A 16076-nucleotide genomic window follows, 5' to 3' on the forward strand; every position below is an offset into this window, starting at 1 on the left:
TTGAAACATCGCCGGTTCTGTGCATCAGAAGCCGATATTCAAGCCGATCAGGAGCGTCCGGGGTTGTGGATACTGGCCATAATCAATGCCGTTGGTCAACAACTTGGAGTTATCACCAGCGGTTCCGTTGATCCCGATCTCCGGATCCAGCCCCGTGTATTTCGTAAAGGTTAACAGGTTCGTGGATGAAACGTATAGGCGCGCTTTCGTGAGGGTGTTCCGGGTAAATTTGCTCAGAATCGGCGCCGGAATGCTATACCCAATGCTGAAGTTTTTCACCCGCATGTACGAACCATCTTCGATAAAACGATCGGATGTACGGCTGTTATTGTTCGGATCACCGCTGATTGCCCGGGGCACATCGGTTCCCGTGTTGGTCGGGGTCCAGGCGTTCAGAACGCCCTTGCCCGCGTTGAATAACCGCAGCATTCCTTCTTCGATCACTTTCGTGCCGTTATAGATTTTATTGCCGTAAACCCCTTGCAGATAAACCGTTACGTCGAAGTTCTTGTAATTAGCGCCAAAATTGATCCCGTAGCTGAACTTCGGAATGTAACTGCCAAGGTAGGTCCGGTCGCTGGCGTCGATTTTGCCATCGCCGTTGATATCCTTGAACTTGATATCACCCGGTGAGGTGTTTTTGGTGGGGTCATGAGCTTCCCGCGTTTCGGCCCGGTTTTGCGCCCGGGGACTGTTGAACACGTCGTCGAGCGACTGGTAAATTCCCTCTACCTGCCAGCCGTAGAACGACTGAATGGACTGTCCGGCTTCGGTTTTCGTAATATCAAACCCGCCAAAATCCTGATTCAGACCGGAGTACAGCGTAGCACTTGGCGTAGCCAGGCTGGTCACCTTGTTGCGGGTGACGTCCATGTTGGCCGAAACATTCCAGCGGAAATCACCTTCGTTGTGGTTGTAACCGGCCTGGAATTCATACCCCCAGTTTTTCATGCTACCGATGTTGGCCAGGGGTGGAGACGAGTATCCGATCGAGTTCGGAATCGGAACATTCAGCAGCAGACCGTCGGTTTTACGGTTATAGACCTCCGCCGTGAATGTCAGTTTGTTGCCGAACAAGCCCAGATCGACGCCCACGTTCGACATGGTGGTCGTTTCCCACTTCAGGGCCGTGTTTCCCAGGGAAGCAAAATAAGAACCCAGTACTTTGTTGGCACCAAAAACGTAGTTGGTGTTGTCCGCCGAAATCAGCGACTGCCAGGCATAACTTCCGATGCCGTTGAAACCGGTTTGCCCGATACTCCCGCGAATCTTCAATTCTGACAGGTTCGGAACGGATTTCATGAACGCTTCTTCACTCACCCGCCAGCCCACGGAAGCCGATGGGAAGGTCCCCCATTTGTTGCCCGGCGCAAAGCGCGACGAACCGTCGCGACGAACCGAACCGCTCAACAGGTATTTACCGGCAAACTCGTAATTGACCCGGCCGATGTACGAAATCAGGCTGCTTTCGTCTTTGCTGCTCGTTACGCCGGGGTTCGAAATGCCCTGCAACACATCGATGTCGTTGTTGGGGCGAAAACCGTTCCCGTTCAGGCTCGAGCTGCGGAACGTCTGTTTCTCCGCCACAACCGTCGCATTGATGTAATGCTTGCCAAACGTTTGGTCGTACGTCAGCTGGTTGGTCAGGATCGGTGAATAATACGAGGTACGATTGTCCTGAATGTTGTCCTGCGTCCGGCTTTTGTACCCATCGTTATAAATCGGAAACAGGTTGGTTCCAATGGCCGTAACAATATCGGCCCCGAAGCTGAAACGGTACTTCAGGAAATTGGTAAATTTGATTTCCGTAAACAGGGTTCCCAGCAATTTCACGCGCTGGTTGTAACTCTTATCCTGCAACGCAATCCGAACCGGGTTGTCGGGATCGGAACCATCGGCCGCCGTTGGCGAACTATACCCGCCCACTTTGGTAGGATCGGAAACCGGCCAGTAGGGCAAATTCCGGATGGCCTGCATGATGGCCGTGCGACCACCGCCAAATCCCTGCTCCCCGCGCATTTTATCGTACGAAATCATCAGGGTCTGACCAAACGTCAGAAATTTGGTGATCTGGTGATCCGAATTGATCCGGACGTTACCCCGTTTGTAGTTCGTACCAATCAGAATTCCTTCCTGATCAAAATAACCGGCAGAGGTAAAAAACCGGGAGACGTTATTCCCGCCCGATACCGAAAGCTGGTGTTGCTGAATCGGCGCCGTGCGGAGCATTACATCCTGCCAGTTAGTAGCGGTCTGGGCGAAGGTCTGCGAAGCACCATCATAAATCGGCGTGTTCAGATTGCTTAACCGGGAAGGCATGGCGATTTTGGCATTTCCCAGCAGGGCAGTCGCGTATTGAGTATACTCCTGCGTGTTGAGCAGATCCAGTTTTTTCCAGGCGGTTTGTGTTCCGAAATAGGTATCGAAATTGACGTGCAGCTTTCCGTCTTTCGATCCTTTTTTGGTCGAAATGATCACCACCCCGTTGGAAGCCCGTGAGCCGTAAATAGCAGCTGCGCTGGCGTCTTTCAGAATCTCCAGTGATTCGATGTCTTTGGGATCAAGGTTGTTCAAATCGCCCGACGGAACGCCGTCGATGACATACAATGGGCCGGATGCGTAGTTAATCGAACCGACGCCCCGAATACGAACAATCGGGGATTGGCCAGGGCTCCCGTTGTTGACCACCCGAACACCCGGCACGCGGCCCTGCATGGCCGACTCCGCGCTAATGACCGGCAAAGCCGTCAGGTCCTTGGGCGTTACGGACGCAACTGCCCCCGTTACCGAAGCCCGTTTTTGGGTACCATACCCCACTACCACCACTTCTTCCAGGGCGCGCTCATCTTCCACCAGCGTAACGGTCAGGTTCGTCCGACCATTGACGGGCACTTCCTTGGAGGCAAATCCCACAAAACTGAACACCAGCGTGGCGTTGTTCGGTGCGTTGATTGAAAACTCGCCTTCGCCATTGGTAGTCGTTCCGCGAGTGGAGCCTTTAATAACGACGCTGACGCCCGGCAGGGCGTCGCCACCTGCTCCCGAAACTTTGCCGCGAATGTCGTCCATCGGTTTTTCGGCGGACAGCACCGAGTAGCCAATCCGTTCCAGTTTGATCAGGTTCAGATCGGCTGAAGAGACGGGTTCGCTCCCGATCTGCGGTTCAAAAGCCTTCTTTTCAATCTGGTTTATTTTGCGAAAAAACCGGGTCCCTTTTTCTTTGGAAGCTACGATGACGTAAAAATTGGCCTGTATTTTTTCATACGTCAATCCCTTGTCCGACAACAGGTTCGTCAGGGCTTCTTCCACCGTATGATCCCGATGACCGGTTAAAACCACTTTCGTATCGACCAGATTCGTCCGGTATATAAACGACACCCGGTATTGTTTTTCCAGTTCCGATAAGGCGGCTTTCAGCGTAACGACGGGCGCGGCTATATCTTTTTCCTGCTGCTTAGCCCGGTATCCATTCGACGCGATCAGTTGAGCGTGTATCGGTAGCGTACCGACCAGAAGTATTCCCCACAGAAATAGAACTATTTTTTTCATGCGTAGATAGTTTATTCAATGACAATATGATTCGCTTTTCGGGTAATTTTCAAGTCAAAAAGGCCGGACAGACCTTTCAGTATCGTGTTCACGTCTTTGCCGGGTATGGTTCCGGTAACCTTTTGCTGCTGCAATTCCCGGTCCCGAATCTCGACATCCAGCCCGTAGGTTTCTTTTAAAAGCTGGGCAATCTCGGCCAGCGTAGTTCCTTCAAAAATCAGCTTGTTGGTGCGCCAGGACGACTGTGCTACCGCATTGACCGTTTTTTTATAATATGCATTGGTCTGACTATCAGCGAAGAACATTTCCCCCGGTTTCATATCGAGGTGGTTGTTGGGGTTATCGGAAACCCGCATCTGGATGTGGCCTTCGTTCAATACCACCTTCGTTTTGGTTTGGCGGGTGTACACATTAAACCGCGTTCCGAGCACTACGACATTCATCTGCCCGGGCAGATGGACCTGAAACCGCTGGTGGTTTTTCGTATGAACGACTTCGAAAAAAGCCTCCCCTTCCACCCAGACTTCGCGGGGCGTGTCGGTCCGCCAGTTTTCAACGTAGCGAATCGTTGTGTTGCCGTTCATCGTCACCACAGACTGATCGGGCAGAACAACCCGCCGGGTTTGTCCGAAATCGGTGTGCAGCGAAATGGGTTCGGGAGTAGTAAACCGCTGATAAAAGAAGAGGGAGCCTACTGCCAGCAAAACCACCCCAATGGCAGCCGCAGCCACCCAGCCCCATCGCTGCCCGATCCGCCGGACCGGCATATCCAAACGCGGTTCATTGGCCTCTAAGTCAGGGTGGTTTTTTTTACCGGATTGAATCCGGTTGAAAAGACGCTGGGCATCCAGCTGTTCGGTCGCATTAAGCGGAAGTTCGGTCGGTTCGGTCAGGTCAGCATCGAGCAGTTGCTGCAACTGTTGCTGCCCATGGGCCGTGGCCAGGTACAGCAATACCTCCCGGGCTTCGTCCGGGGTACACTCGTTCCGTAAATACTTCTGTAGAAGTGGTGTATCCATTAAAGAGTTTAGAGAAAACGCTTCTTAACTGGATACACATTTGCGAACCATTCGTATTACTCGTCGAAGAAAAAATTAGCTGGAAAGCAGAAAAAAGATCAGAATGGGGAGAATCCCTTCTAAGTCAGCGTGTTTGCTGAGGTAGTCTTTCAGAAACTTGGTAGCCTGCGTAAACTGTACTTTAACGGTATTGACCGAAACCGATAATTGCCGCGCCACCTGCTCGTTATCCAGCCCGCTGAACACGCGAAGCCGGAACACTTTTTCGCGTTGGGGCGTCAAATGCTGCAAGCCCTGTTCCAGAATCGCACTGTACTCCTGAAATTGGAAAGCGTTACCGGTTGTTTCTTCGCCATTCAGTTCTTCGATTTCGGCCGAAAGGTATTCCCAGATGGACTGATGGTGGTTACGAATCACGTTCAGCACGTGGTTTTTCATCGAAATCGACAGGAAATTCTTGATGGAATAGGCTTCATTAAGACTGTCGCGGTGATCCCAGAGTTTGAGAAATATATCCTGAACCGCATCTTCGGCCAGATCAGGATTTTTCAAAAACCGGATTCCGATGGCCAGCAGGTGTTTGTAGTACCGGTAAAAAACTTCCTCAAATGCACCTTCATCACCCGCTTTCAACCGCAGGGTGATTTCTTTTTCAGCGTCTTGGCTCAACCGAACGGGTAATTTTCGGATACGCATGAACGGACCTTTTGACGAATTTGAGTGAATGGGTACGAAAGTGGCTTAACAATTAGCTAAAGTAGGGATTAAAACCGTACGATTCCAATAAAAAATTCTCTTTAAGCACAATGTAGCAACCTTTTTCCACAAATATTCTTTCTACTGCCCAATTCCTACGCCAACTCAAATCAGGGAGAGAAATAGAATACGACCGGATTGATCTACTCCGGAACTTCCGGATTCGGAACCGTAAAACGACTCGGAATCCGTTCTCAGGCAGTATTTACGGTATTTTTGCCGCTTTAGTACTAAATTGGCGTTTTTCCTGAACCATTATGAAATCCATTATCCTATTCCTAAGCCTGCTGATTGTTTGTACTGCGAGTGTTTTTCAACGTCCCGATCAAAAACCGCCCGGCGCTCAAAAGCAATTGCAAATTAAACAGGATTTAAAAGCCGGTACCATTTCCATTTTTCGCCTGAACGGCAAAACGCCCATCCTGACCCAAAATGCAAAAGCGGATTTCCGGCCTTACCTCCACCCCATCGTTGCTCCTGACGGCAAAGGTATTCTGACCGAATACAGCCCCGGACACCATAAGCACCAAACCGGTATCTACTGGGGTTACACCCGCGTCAATGGCCGGGATTATTTCCACCATCCGCAGGGCGACTACTGGCGCCGGGTTTCGGCCAAAGTAATCAAGGCCACCGGCACGGAGGTAAAATGGCAAACCGTTTATGATTTACTCGACGAAAAAGGCACTGCGGTTTTGACCGAAACGCAAACCTGGTCGATGCGCGAACAGCAGGGAAAATACCTGCTGGATCTGGAATGGAAAGGCAAAGCCCAAACCGACGTCACGATTGGCAAATACGATTACGGCGGGCTATTTGTCCGTATGCCCTGGAAAGAAGGCATGAAGGGTGAGGTGATCAACGCGGCCCGGCAACGCAACGAAAAAGCGGAAGGCCAGCGGGCCATGTGGGTCGACGTGGGCTTGCAGGTGGAAGGCCGGGACGACCTGGCGCACATCGCCATTTTTGACCATCCCGAAAACAAAGGCTATCCCCAGACCTGGCGGGTCGACAATCAGATGGGCATCGGTCCGGCGCGGGCACGAAACGGCGACTGGAAAATCGAAAAAGGCGATACAGAAACCATTCGGCACCAGGTGGTTGTGTATTCCGGTGACCTGAACGACGTGGAACTGACCAAAACCTGGAGCGCCTTCAGTGGCGTCAATTCAACGTCACAACTCTGGGGAATTGCGCAGAAAGAAGGCCTGGAAGCGAAATTTCTGACGCCACAAGCGGCCGTTGAAAGCATGACGATGAAGGACGGCTACAAAGCCAACGTCTGGGCGTCGGAACCGATGATGACGCAGCCAATGGCGTTTTGCTGGGACGATCGCGGGCGGTTGTGGGTGGCCGAAAACCGGGATTACGAATCGCGCGGGTACGGTTTTTCCAAAGCCGGGAACAGCCGAATCCTGATTCTGGAAGATACCAACAATGATGGCGTAGCCGATAGTCAGAAGGTATTCCTGGATAGCATTCCGTTCCCCTCGGCGATGGCCGTGGGCTTCGACGGTCTGTTTCTGGGCGCACCGCCAAACCTTCTGTTCGTTCCAGATCGCAACGGCGATGACCGGGCCGACGTAAAAGACATTGAAGTTCGGCTAACCGGCTGGGGCATCCGCGACCGGCACGAGACACTGAACAGTCTGCACTGGGGCCCCGACGGCTGGTTATACGGTTTGCAAGGTTTTGCGACACCCTCGAAAGTTCGGAAACCGGAAGGCAAGGGAAAACTCTACAAACACAACGACCCCTTTCCCGAAGACATTCTGAAAGGGGAAGGCGTTGACATTAACGGGGGCGTCTGGCGGTATCATCCGACCAAAGACCGGTTTGAGGTCGTCGCACACGGTTTTAGTAATCCGTGGGGCATTGATTACGACGCCAAAGGCCAGCTTCTGATGACGGCCTGCGTCATTCCGCACCTCTGGCATGTTATTCCGGGCGGTATTTACCACCGGCAGGGCGGGCAGCACTTCAATCCGTATGTATACGAAGACATCAAAACCATCGCCGACCACAGTCACCGGTCTGCCCACGGGGGGGCGCGGGTGTACCAATCCGATGCGTTTCCGCAGTCGCAGCAGGGACGAATTTTTATGGCGAATATTCACGAACACGGTATTCTGTCGGACATTCTGGAGCCGAAAGGATCGGGCTTTGTGGGACACCACGGCGACGATTTTTTGCAGGCCAACAATGCGCAGTGGGTGGGTTTTAGCATGGAAATCGGCCCGGATGGTGGGCTTTATGTGCTCGACTGGCACGACGCCGACATTTGCGGCAAAGAAGTTCTGAACGGTGAAACCGGTCGGATTTTCCGGATCATGCCAAAAAACTCGCTGGCCGAAAACTGGACCGGCCGGTACTCCGATCTGAACAAAATGACGGATCAACAACTGGTCAGTCTGCAAACCAATAAAAGCGACTGGCACGCCCGACGCGCGCGAATCATTTTGCAAAACCGCGCGGTAAAAGGCAAATTATCCGGCGAAACACATGCGCAACTCCGTCAGTTGTTCGAAACCAATGCAAATGCCGACTGGCGGCTGCGGGCCATGTGGGCGTTGCACGTCACCGGCGGTTTTGATTCCAACGCACTCGTAAAAGTCCTGGATGACAAAGATCCGTACGTCCGCGCCTGGGCCGTTCAACTGCTGTGCGAAGACAAATCACCTTCGGCAACGGCGCAGGAGAAGTTTGTTCGGATGGCCAAGGAAGATCAGTCGGCGGTCGTGCGGCTTTATCTGGCGGGTGCCCTGCAACGCGTGGATACCGAAACGCGCTGGAAAATAGCCGGGGAATTGATGGCGCACGGCGAAGACAAGGCCGATCATAACTTACCCAAAATGATCTGGTTTGGCTTCGAACCGCTCGTCAAGCAGAATCCGGGCCGGGCGCTGGAACTGGCGAACCGCAGTGAAATTCCGCTGATTTCCCGGTTTATTGCGCGCCGGATTGTCGACGCCGATGCAACGCCAACGCTCATTACCGCGCTTGGAAAACAGCCTAAAAACCAGATCAATCTGCTGGAAGGCATGCGCGACGGGCTGGAAGGCCGTTCGGATCTGGCGACACCGGCCAACTGGAATGCGGTTTATACCAAATTGAAAGCGAATCCCAAAACCGCCCAACTCGCTCAGCAGGTGGCGCAACAGTTTGGCGATACTGAAACCGCCCGCAAGTCGTTGGCAACGCTGAAAGACCGGAAAGCACCCCTCGACCAACGGCAGAAAGCACTGAAATCCATCGCAAGCCAGCAACGACCCGAATTGCTGAATGAACTCCCGGCCTTGTTGAACGAACCGAATCTGCGCTCCGAAACCATTCGTGCCATTGCCGGTTACGACCGCGAATCATTAGGCGAACTGATGCTGACGCGTTACCCGGAATTCAGTGCGGCCGATAAACTTCAGGTGATTCAGACCATGTCGTCGCGGCCGCGTTACGGCTGGCAACTGACGCAGGCGCTGAAAAACAACAAGATCTCAAAACGGGATGTGCCGACCTATGCCGCCCGGCAATTGCTGCGGGTAGTCGGCAGCGGTTTTGTGGAAGTCTGGGGGCCGATTGAGCAGCACGGTATTGACGAAAAAGCGTATACCCGTTACCAGAAACTGCTCACTGACCGGGCGCTGCTGGCTGCCAATACGACAAAAGGAAGACTGGTTTTCCAGCGCACCTGCGGCCCCTGTCATAAAATGTACGGCGAAGGGGGCAGCATCGGGCCCGACATTACCGGATCAAACCGGGCGAATGTCGATTACCTGCTCAGTAACATCCTGAATCCGAGTGGCGAAATCCAGGACGATTATAAAATGGTGGTGGTAACCACCCGCGACGGTCGGACGTATTCCGGGAATGTGGCGGGAGAAAATGAGCGGCAGCTTACGTTGCGCGTAGTCGGTCAGGATGCCGTGGTGCTGAACAAATCGGATATTCAATCGCGGGAAGTAACGCCCAATTCCATGATGCCGACCGGTTTGCTCGATGCCCTGACGGAAGACGAAGTGATCGATCTGGTGGCTTTTCTGCGAACAACGGCACCCGTAAAACAGGCTAAAAAATAAAACCGGTTGATGGCTTCATTCGAGCATTTTCTTTGCCCCGAATGAAGCCATTATTTACGCTTCGACCTCCGTTGCTTTGGTCAATTCGTTGGCAGCCGCCAGCAAGTCCACTTCGCGGAAGGGAGCAGCCATGAGTTGAAAACCGATGGCAAGACCGGTTGCGTCGGTGCCGTTCGGAATTGAAATGGCCGGACAGCCCACGACATTGGCCTGAACCGTAAAAATATCGGCCAGGTACATTTGCAGCGGATCACTGGATTTTTCGCCAATTCGGAACGCCGTCGTTGGCGTTACGGGTGACGCCATCAAATCATATTGCCCAAAAAACGCATCGGTTTCGTCTTTGATCAACCGGCGAACCTGCTGGGCTTTCGTATAGTAGGCGTCGTAATAGCTGGAACTGAGGGCAAACGTGCCGAGAATAATCCGGCGACGGACTTCATCACCAAAACCGTTGGTGCGGGATTTTTTGTAGAGCGATTCCAGATCGGTCGCTTCGGGACTGCGATACCCAAACCGGACGCCGTCAAAGCGTGAAAGATTGGAGCTGGCTTCGGCGGTCGTCAGAATATAATACGTAGGCAGAACGTGTTTCAACAACGGAAAATCCACCGGTTCAACGGTGTGTCCCTGCTCCCGCAAACGATCCAGCATTTCCCGCGTTTTTTGGCGGATTACCGGATCGACGCCCTCGCTTTCTACTCCGTCGCGCAGGTAGCCGATTCGCAGAGGGCGGTTTAAAGCCAGTTGTTCCGTATACTTCGGAACCGGATTCTGGCTTACCGTACTGTCAAACTCATCGGCTCCCGCCATGATTTCCAGCAGCAAAGCCGCATCCTCGACGGTATGCGTAATTGGGCCAATGCAATCGAACGAAGACGCGTAGGCAATCAGTCCCCAGCGCGAAACCCGGGCGTAAGTCGGTTTCAGACCGACCGTGCCGCAAAAAGCCGCGGGCTGACGAACCGAACCGCCGGTATCCGAACCCAGTGACGCCAGACACAAACCGGCCTGAACGGCCACGGCCGAACCGCCCGACGAACCTCCCGGAACCCGATCGGTATCGTCGGCATTCCGAACCGGACCGAAAGCCGAATTCTCATTGGAAGAACCCATTGCAAACTCGTCGCAGTTCTGCCGACCGATGATGATTACGTCTTCGTCCATCACGCGTTGCACGGCAGTGGCGGTAAACTGCGACACGAAACCGTCCAGAATCCGGCTTCCCGCCTGCACACCGTGCTGGTTGTAACAGAGTACATCCTTGATTCCCAAGACCATTCCGGCCAGCCGACCCGCCTTTCCGGCACTCCATTTAGCATCCACTTCGTCGGCCCGCTGGCGGGCTTCGTCGGCATAAACCGCCACAAATGCGTTGAGGTGTTGGTGATCGTCGATGCGTTGCAGGTAGTGATCGACCAGCTGGCGGCAGGTGACCGATCCGGCAGCCAGATCGCGCTGAATTTCGGAGAGGGAATCGTACGGTTTTACGGGCATAACAAAGTACGGCTGGTAGAAAAAAAGAGACAACAGAACGACCGTTCAGGCCGAGCTGTTGTCTGAAATACATTTATCAATTTTGGATGAATGAATGAGTGAATAGCATCAATATGGAACTATTCGATCATTCACTTAGTCAAAATCAGTTATTTTACGTTCGTATCGCGAAGTCCTTCTTCGATGTTTTCGCGAACGTCTTTGGTAGCGTCTTTAAATTCTTTGATGCCTTTGCCAAGCCCTTTCATCAGATCCGGAATCCGTTTTGCACCGAAGAATAATAAAATAACCAGACCAATTAAAAGAAGTTCAGTTCCGCCGAGTGAGCCTAGGAATGCATAAATTGTGAGTAATGCCATGATAGTATGAGTTATGAGTGTATGCAGAAACTCTTTACAAAAGTAACGAATATTACGAATTTATTGTGCACTAAAAAAACGATTTCACCCAATTTTAATCGATGAGGCATGGTTGCGCTCCCACTCGGTAAACCGGCTGATATCGTCCGAGATCGAACTCACCAGCCAGAATAAAAGCGCAATGTCGTCGGTCATTCCCAGCAAAGGCAACACGTCCGGGATGAAGTCGATGGGTGACACGAAGTACACCAAAACCGCTACCATCCGAAGGAGCGTCTTTCCGGGAATAGCCCGGTATTCGCCTTTGGCATAGGCCCGAACCATGCGCACCAAAATATTAATCTGGTCTTTGGCGGCCGAATAACTGGCCCCAACCCCCAATACCCGGGTTTTTTCGGCGACACGGTGAAGCAGATCGAGCAGGCTCTTGCCGCTTCGGGTATACCGTGACGCTTTTTCAGTCGAGCGTTTAAAAAAAATAGAACTCAGGATTGCCGTTAACAAGCGACGGTTTGCCATAGGTTGCGTGTAAATTAAAGTCCCTGGATAGCTGGACAATCCTATAACACATTTTATACCGCAATTGTCTTATTTCTTAAAAAAAAGCCTGCGCCACGGTGTCAGTGTTGAATGGCTGTCCTATTTTTGTGTCGATCAAAATTGTTATCAGTTAATAAACCATTAACTCTATGAAAATTACCGTAGTAGGTGCCGGGGCCGTCGGAGCAACTTGTGCCGATAACATCGCCCGACGCGAATTAGCCGAGGAGGTTGTGCTCCTGGACATCAAAGATGGTCTGAGCGAAGGCAAAGCGTTAGACATGCTGCAGGCGTCTACCCTGTTGGATTGCGATGTCAAGATTACCGGTTCCTCCAATAATTACGAATTAACGGCCAATTCGGATGTTGTCGTGATCACATCGGGTATTCCGCGTAAGCCGGGCATGACCCGGGAAGACCTGATCGGGACCAACGCCAACATTGTCAAAGGAGTTACCGAAAATATTCTAAAACACTCTCCAGACGCGATTTTCGTTATCATTTCCAATCCCATGGACACGATGACGTACCTCGCGCTGAAGTCATCCGGACTCCCTAAAAACCGCATCATCGGTTTGGGAGGAATTCTGGATTCGGCTCGTTTTAAGACGTACCTGTCGCTGGCGCTGAAGTGTTCGCCCAACGATTTGCAGGGCGTGGTGATCGGCGGTCACGGCGATACAACCATGATTCCGCTGACCCGCCTGGCAACGTATTCCGGTGTGCCGGTCGGTCATTTCCTGGATGCTGAAACGCTGCAAAAAGTAGCCGCCGATACGATGGTGGGGGGCGCCACGCTGACCAAACTGATCGGAACCTCGGCCTGGTATGCACCGGGTGCGGCCGGAGCCGCTCTGGTGGAAAGCATCGTTCGCGACCAGAAGCGCGTGATTCCGTGCTGCGTATACCTGGAGGGCGAATACGGCCAATCGGATATCTGCCTCGGTGTGCCGGTTGTTATTGGCCGGAACGGCTGGGAACGAATCATCGATTTCGAACTCAACGAAGAAGAACAGGCGGCTTTCAACAAGTCGGCAGATGCGGTTCGGAACATGAATGACATTCTGAAAACGCTGTAGGTAATGAACCTCCGTTTCCTGGTATAAAAAAAGGACACAATCTCTTGTGTCCTTTTTTTATACTGCCTCCCGCCGGAATCAGACCGGTTTGATCGTTATATCCACTGTCCGCCCGACGGCGTCTCTCGGATTTTTTCCCCAGGCACCCAGATCGTAGGCCACAAATAGTTTATTATCGGTGCTCATCTCTTCAATGGCCATGTAATGTGTGGTCATGACGCCGGAGGTCATCCGGACTACGTTCGGCCACGTCTCCCCGTGATCCTGACTAAACGCCAGGTAATTACCATTCCAGTAATGTTCGGCGTACTTCCAGCAGGCTTTCTGAGGAACGCGGACGCCAAATGCGGCCACCAGTAAACCGCTCCGGAGTTCGATCAAATCGGGATCCACCACGGCGCCCCGGAGTTCATCGGGGTTTTTCTCATCGAGCGGTTTTCCCTTGGAGTCAGTCCGGTTTTGCAGCCAATCGACCCAGAGTTCGGTGCGGTAAATATCCAGCCCCGCAAAGACCCGTGGTCGATGCGGGCTCCAGGTTGCGCCGTTATCATCCGAGACCGATTCCCGCAGTTCACGACCGGTTCGCATCAAACAGATCAGCCGACCGGTTTTTGGCCCTTTGCTGATCCGCGCAATGACGGGTTCATCCAGTCCTTCCGTGCCGATGTCGGGGCCAACGGCAATCGTTGAAACCTGTTTCCAATGCTTCCCCTTATCGGTTGAACGCACCAGCAAAACGCGGGTCTTCATCATACTCGCCATATACGTTGACGGGGTCCGATCCTCTTTGGTCCATCCATAATACGTGGTCAAAAGATCGCCGTTGGGCATTTCAAGGATCCGTCGATGAAGCCGCATCGCTTCGTGCGGGTGTCCTCCGTCGTCCTTAGAAGCGAAAAAATCCGCACCCGGCAGGTCAAAAGGCACATCCACCGGGCCTTGCAGCGTCTGCCAGTCATCGCGGGATGTATAAATCTGCCCCACGCCCTGGCCATCTTTTTTTCCGGGCGTAATGTAGGTATCCAGCCCGAGTAGCGTACCATCTTTCAACTGAATTCCGCCCCCTTCCAGATTCAGGCCATTTTCGCCGGGTTTCAGCGGAATGTTCGTCCAGGTTTTGGCGTCATCACGGGAAATATAGGTTCCCATGGCTCGTTCGTAATGCATCCGGGGTGACGGAAACGGTTTTTCCGGCAGCTGAGCCTGAACGACGATTGCCCCGGTTTTGGTTACCAGCATGAAAGGTTGCAGTCCTTTGGGAACAATTACCTTTTCGTCGCCAAAACTAAGCCGTAGCCGACCGTCAGCTTCCACCATTTCCGGGACATTACCGCCGACCGTAGCCGACTGCGTGGCTTCAGCCGCAGGGCGCAGCAATTGCGTCGGGGTCAATGCCGTCAGAAGAGCGGTTTTTTGCAGAAAATTTCTTCTCGATGGATTTCCGGTGGCGTTTTTTTTCATCCTGTTAACGTTTAAAAGTCATCCCGGTTTAGGAGGCAATTCTGGGATTTGGGGAATGATAGACCAGAATAGCCCTGATTTTCAATGACAAAGTTAGATGCCGACCTTTTAGCGTTCTACTACTTTTTTTTCCGTTTCTAATATTATTATTCTTTTTTGCCCAGCCAGACAACCCGAAAAAACGAAATGCCCGCGTTGCGATTCCACCAAACAACAAGGGAGGAACTTTACCTCCCTTGTTCGTCAAAGACCGCAAATTTGCTCTTTAAATAAACACCTGATATTGAAGGACAAGCTGCCCGCGCCGACCCTGTTCCTCCAGTTTTCCGGTGGCCGGAAGTGCGATGTAATACGGGCGGTTTTGGTAATCGAGTGTTATTTTGGAATTGTGCCCCCGGATCAACCAGTTCAGGCCCACGTTATAGACGCCCACACTCCCATTGACGCGGTCATACGTGCCGATCTGGGCCTGCGCATAAGGCATCAGCGTTCCGTTGCCGCCCAGTAAGTTCTGCCGGAACAAGTAACCGACCTGCGAATAAATCACGCTTCCCGTACCAAACATCGGAAACGCATTTCCCTGCGTTCCGCCCAACCCGCCGACGGCCTGCGTCGTGCCACTGGCCGGATTCATCAGACCGTTGTACCGCAGGTAATTCCGGCCGTAATCGAGGTTGAAGTAACCGAGATAAGCATTGATTGCGGTCCCGTTGGCAGTATTGGTTGGCATGTCCAGAAAGGCCGCCACCGACCAGAGATTCATCGGGTGATACACCGTGTCGGAAGCGGTGGCTCCGGTATACCAAACCGCCTTTTTCTGGGAAATCAACCCGGCCTCGAGGTTCAGGATTTTCTTTTTACCCAGATATGTGCCCGTCATATAGCCTGGTGTCTGGTTCGATTCCTTGTCGAAAAACGAATAGAGCAACATGCCCTGAAACTGCTTGGTGTGGCCTTTCAACGCAAAGCTGGCATTGGGGCCGAGTGCCGGGGGAGCAGCCCCGTTGGTCTGGATCGGAAACGGGTCACTGATGGCGACACGGTAATCGAACGGGCCCACCTGGCCCCGGGCATAAATGCTCAGTTTCCGCGCAAATTCGTCGGTCTGGTCAACGGTTGCCTGGGCAAAAACCGGTACATCCATCGACATAATGTTGCTGACACCGGGCTGCGTGAAGCGCGATAACCCGTTGACAATGGTCAAACCGCCCCCAATTTTCAGGTAATCTTTGTCTTTGAAAACGAGGTATTCGGCCACCGCATCGTGGAAAAACGCCTGAATTTTCCGGTTTGAAATGGTTCCCGTGGTATTGAATCCCGGCGACGCATTCAGGAAATTGAAGTTGTTCATCCCGAACTGGAAGTACAACAACACCCGGTCGTTGAGCTGGCCAAACAGTTGAATCCGGGTTCGGCGCAGGCCAATATCGAAGGTGTTGTCTTTCGGATCACCAACCACCGTTGTACCCGGATTGCTCTGGTTGAACCGCAACCACGTCTGATTGAGAAAGGTAGCCTTAAAAAAATGGGAACCCGACTCGTTCAGGTTGTATTTCAACTCGGTTTTATCGGAAGTGGATTTCGCAGAAGTGGAGGAATCCGTGGTTTGGGCGTGCGCAAACTGGCTGCCCAGGCAGCAAAAGATAAGCACTATTTTTCTCATGTCAGGTCGACTAAGTGGATAAGATCGTGACAATAAGAGAAAAAATGGTCACCTATTTACCCGGTGCCGATCCAACTTAT

At 52.5% G+C, this 16076-nt stretch carries 10 protein-coding genes; 2 read left to right on the plus strand and 8 right to left on the minus strand.

Features of this window, described 5'->3' with window-relative positions; all coding sequences use genetic code 11:
• Positions 1-24: 24 nt before the first annotated feature.
• The 3 genes from EHT25_RS22460 to EHT25_RS22470 form a co-directional block, all read right to left on the minus strand.
• Positions 25-3549 carry a SusC/RagA family TonB-linked outer membrane protein gene (locus tag EHT25_RS22460; protein WP_124877410.1) on the minus strand — a complete coding sequence of 1175 codons (3525 nt, stop codon included), beginning with the start codon at positions 3547-3549 and terminating at the stop codon, positions 25-27.
• A gap of 11 nt (positions 3550-3560) precedes the next feature.
• A complete protein-coding gene (locus tag EHT25_RS22465; protein WP_124877411.1) occupies positions 3561-4568 on the minus strand; it encodes a FecR family protein in 1008 nt (335 codons plus the stop codon).
• A 75-nt stretch (positions 4569-4643) separates the two neighbouring features.
• Entirely contained in the window at positions 4644-5264 is a 621-nt protein-coding gene (locus EHT25_RS22470; RefSeq protein WP_124877412.1) for an RNA polymerase sigma-70 factor, read from the minus strand.
• A 317-nt stretch (positions 5265-5581) separates the two neighbouring features.
• Here EHT25_RS22470 and EHT25_RS22475 point away from each other — a divergent pair, with 317 nt between their 5' ends.
• Positions 5582-9397, plus strand: a complete 3816-nt coding sequence (locus EHT25_RS22475) for a PVC-type heme-binding CxxCH protein (RefSeq protein ID WP_124877413.1) — start codon at positions 5582-5584, stop codon at positions 9395-9397.
• 54 nt (positions 9398-9451) lie between these two features.
• On the opposite strand, the gene gatA is transcribed toward EHT25_RS22475, so the two are convergent.
• From gatA to EHT25_RS22490, 3 genes are all read right to left on the minus strand, one after another.
• Positions 9452-10894 carry an Asp-tRNA(Asn)/Glu-tRNA(Gln) amidotransferase subunit GatA gene (gene gatA / locus EHT25_RS22480; protein ID WP_124877414.1) on the minus strand — a complete coding sequence of 481 codons (1443 nt, stop codon included), beginning with the start codon at positions 10892-10894 and terminating at the stop codon, positions 9452-9454.
• A gap of 149 nt (positions 10895-11043) precedes the next feature.
• Entirely contained in the window at positions 11044-11253 is a 210-nt protein-coding gene (locus EHT25_RS22485; protein WP_114408458.1) for a Sec-independent protein translocase subunit TatA/TatB, read from the minus strand.
• A gap of 84 nt (positions 11254-11337) precedes the next feature.
• Complete coding sequence (locus tag EHT25_RS22490; protein ID WP_185731453.1) at positions 11338-11772, minus strand: YkvA family protein; 435 nt, start codon at positions 11770-11772, stop codon at positions 11338-11340.
• Between the two features lie 170 nt (positions 11773-11942).
• Here EHT25_RS22490 and mdh point away from each other — a divergent pair, with 170 nt between their 5' ends.
• Complete coding sequence (gene mdh, locus EHT25_RS22495; RefSeq protein ID WP_124877415.1) at positions 11943-12872, plus strand: malate dehydrogenase; 930 nt, start codon at positions 11943-11945, stop codon at positions 12870-12872.
• 78 nt (positions 12873-12950) lie between these two features.
• Here the strand turns inward: mdh and EHT25_RS22500 are convergent, their stop codons facing one another.
• Both EHT25_RS22500 and EHT25_RS22505 read right to left on the minus strand, forming a co-directional pair.
• Complete coding sequence (locus EHT25_RS22500) at positions 12951-14333, minus strand: sialidase family protein (RefSeq protein ID WP_124877416.1); 1383 nt, start codon at positions 14331-14333, stop codon at positions 12951-12953.
• Positions 14334-14598: 265 nt separating this feature from the next.
• Positions 14599-15996 (minus strand): hypothetical protein, encoded by a 1398-nt coding sequence (locus EHT25_RS22505; protein ID WP_185731454.1) that lies wholly within the window; start codon positions 15994-15996, stop codon positions 14599-14601.
• Positions 15997-16076 lie beyond the last annotated feature (80 nt).

The sequence above is a fragment of the Larkinella rosea genome, assembly GCF_003858635.1.
GTDB classification, from domain to species: Bacteria; Bacteroidota; Bacteroidia; order Cytophagales; family Spirosomataceae; genus Larkinella; species Larkinella rosea.

Coding starts and splice junctions, on each gene's coding strand:
- EHT25_RS22470 (WP_124877412.1), bottom strand. CDS start 5,264: ATGCGTATCCGAAAATTACCCGTTCGGTTGAGCCAAGACGCTGAAAAA.
- EHT25_RS22460 (WP_124877410.1), bottom strand. CDS start 3,549: ATGAAAAAAATAGTTCTATTTCTGTGGGGAATACTTCTGGTCGGTACG.
- EHT25_RS22475 (WP_124877413.1), top strand. CDS start 5,582: ATGAAATCCATTATCCTATTCCTAAGCCTGCTGATTGTTTGTACTGCG.
- mdh (WP_124877415.1), top strand. CDS start 11,943: ATGAAAATTACCGTAGTAGGTGCCGGGGCCGTCGGAGCAACTTGTGCC.
- EHT25_RS22465 (WP_124877411.1), bottom strand. CDS start 4,568: ATGGATACACCACTTCTACAGAAGTATTTACGGAACGAGTGTACCCCG.
- EHT25_RS22505 (WP_185731454.1), bottom strand. CDS start 15,996: ATGAGAAAAATAGTGCTTATCTTTTGCTGCCTGGGCAGCCAGTTTGCG.
- EHT25_RS22485 (WP_114408458.1), bottom strand. CDS start 11,253: ATGGCATTACTCACAATTTATGCATTCCTAGGCTCACTCGGCGGAACT.
- gatA (WP_124877414.1), bottom strand. CDS start 10,894: ATGCCCGTAAAACCGTACGATTCCCTCTCCGAAATTCAGCGCGATCTG.
- EHT25_RS22500 (WP_124877416.1), bottom strand. CDS start 14,333: ATGAAAAAAAACGCCACCGGAAATCCATCGAGAAGAAATTTTCTGCAA.
- EHT25_RS22490 (WP_185731453.1), bottom strand. CDS start 11,772: ATGGCAAACCGTCGCTTGTTAACGGCAATCCTGAGTTCTATTTTTTTT.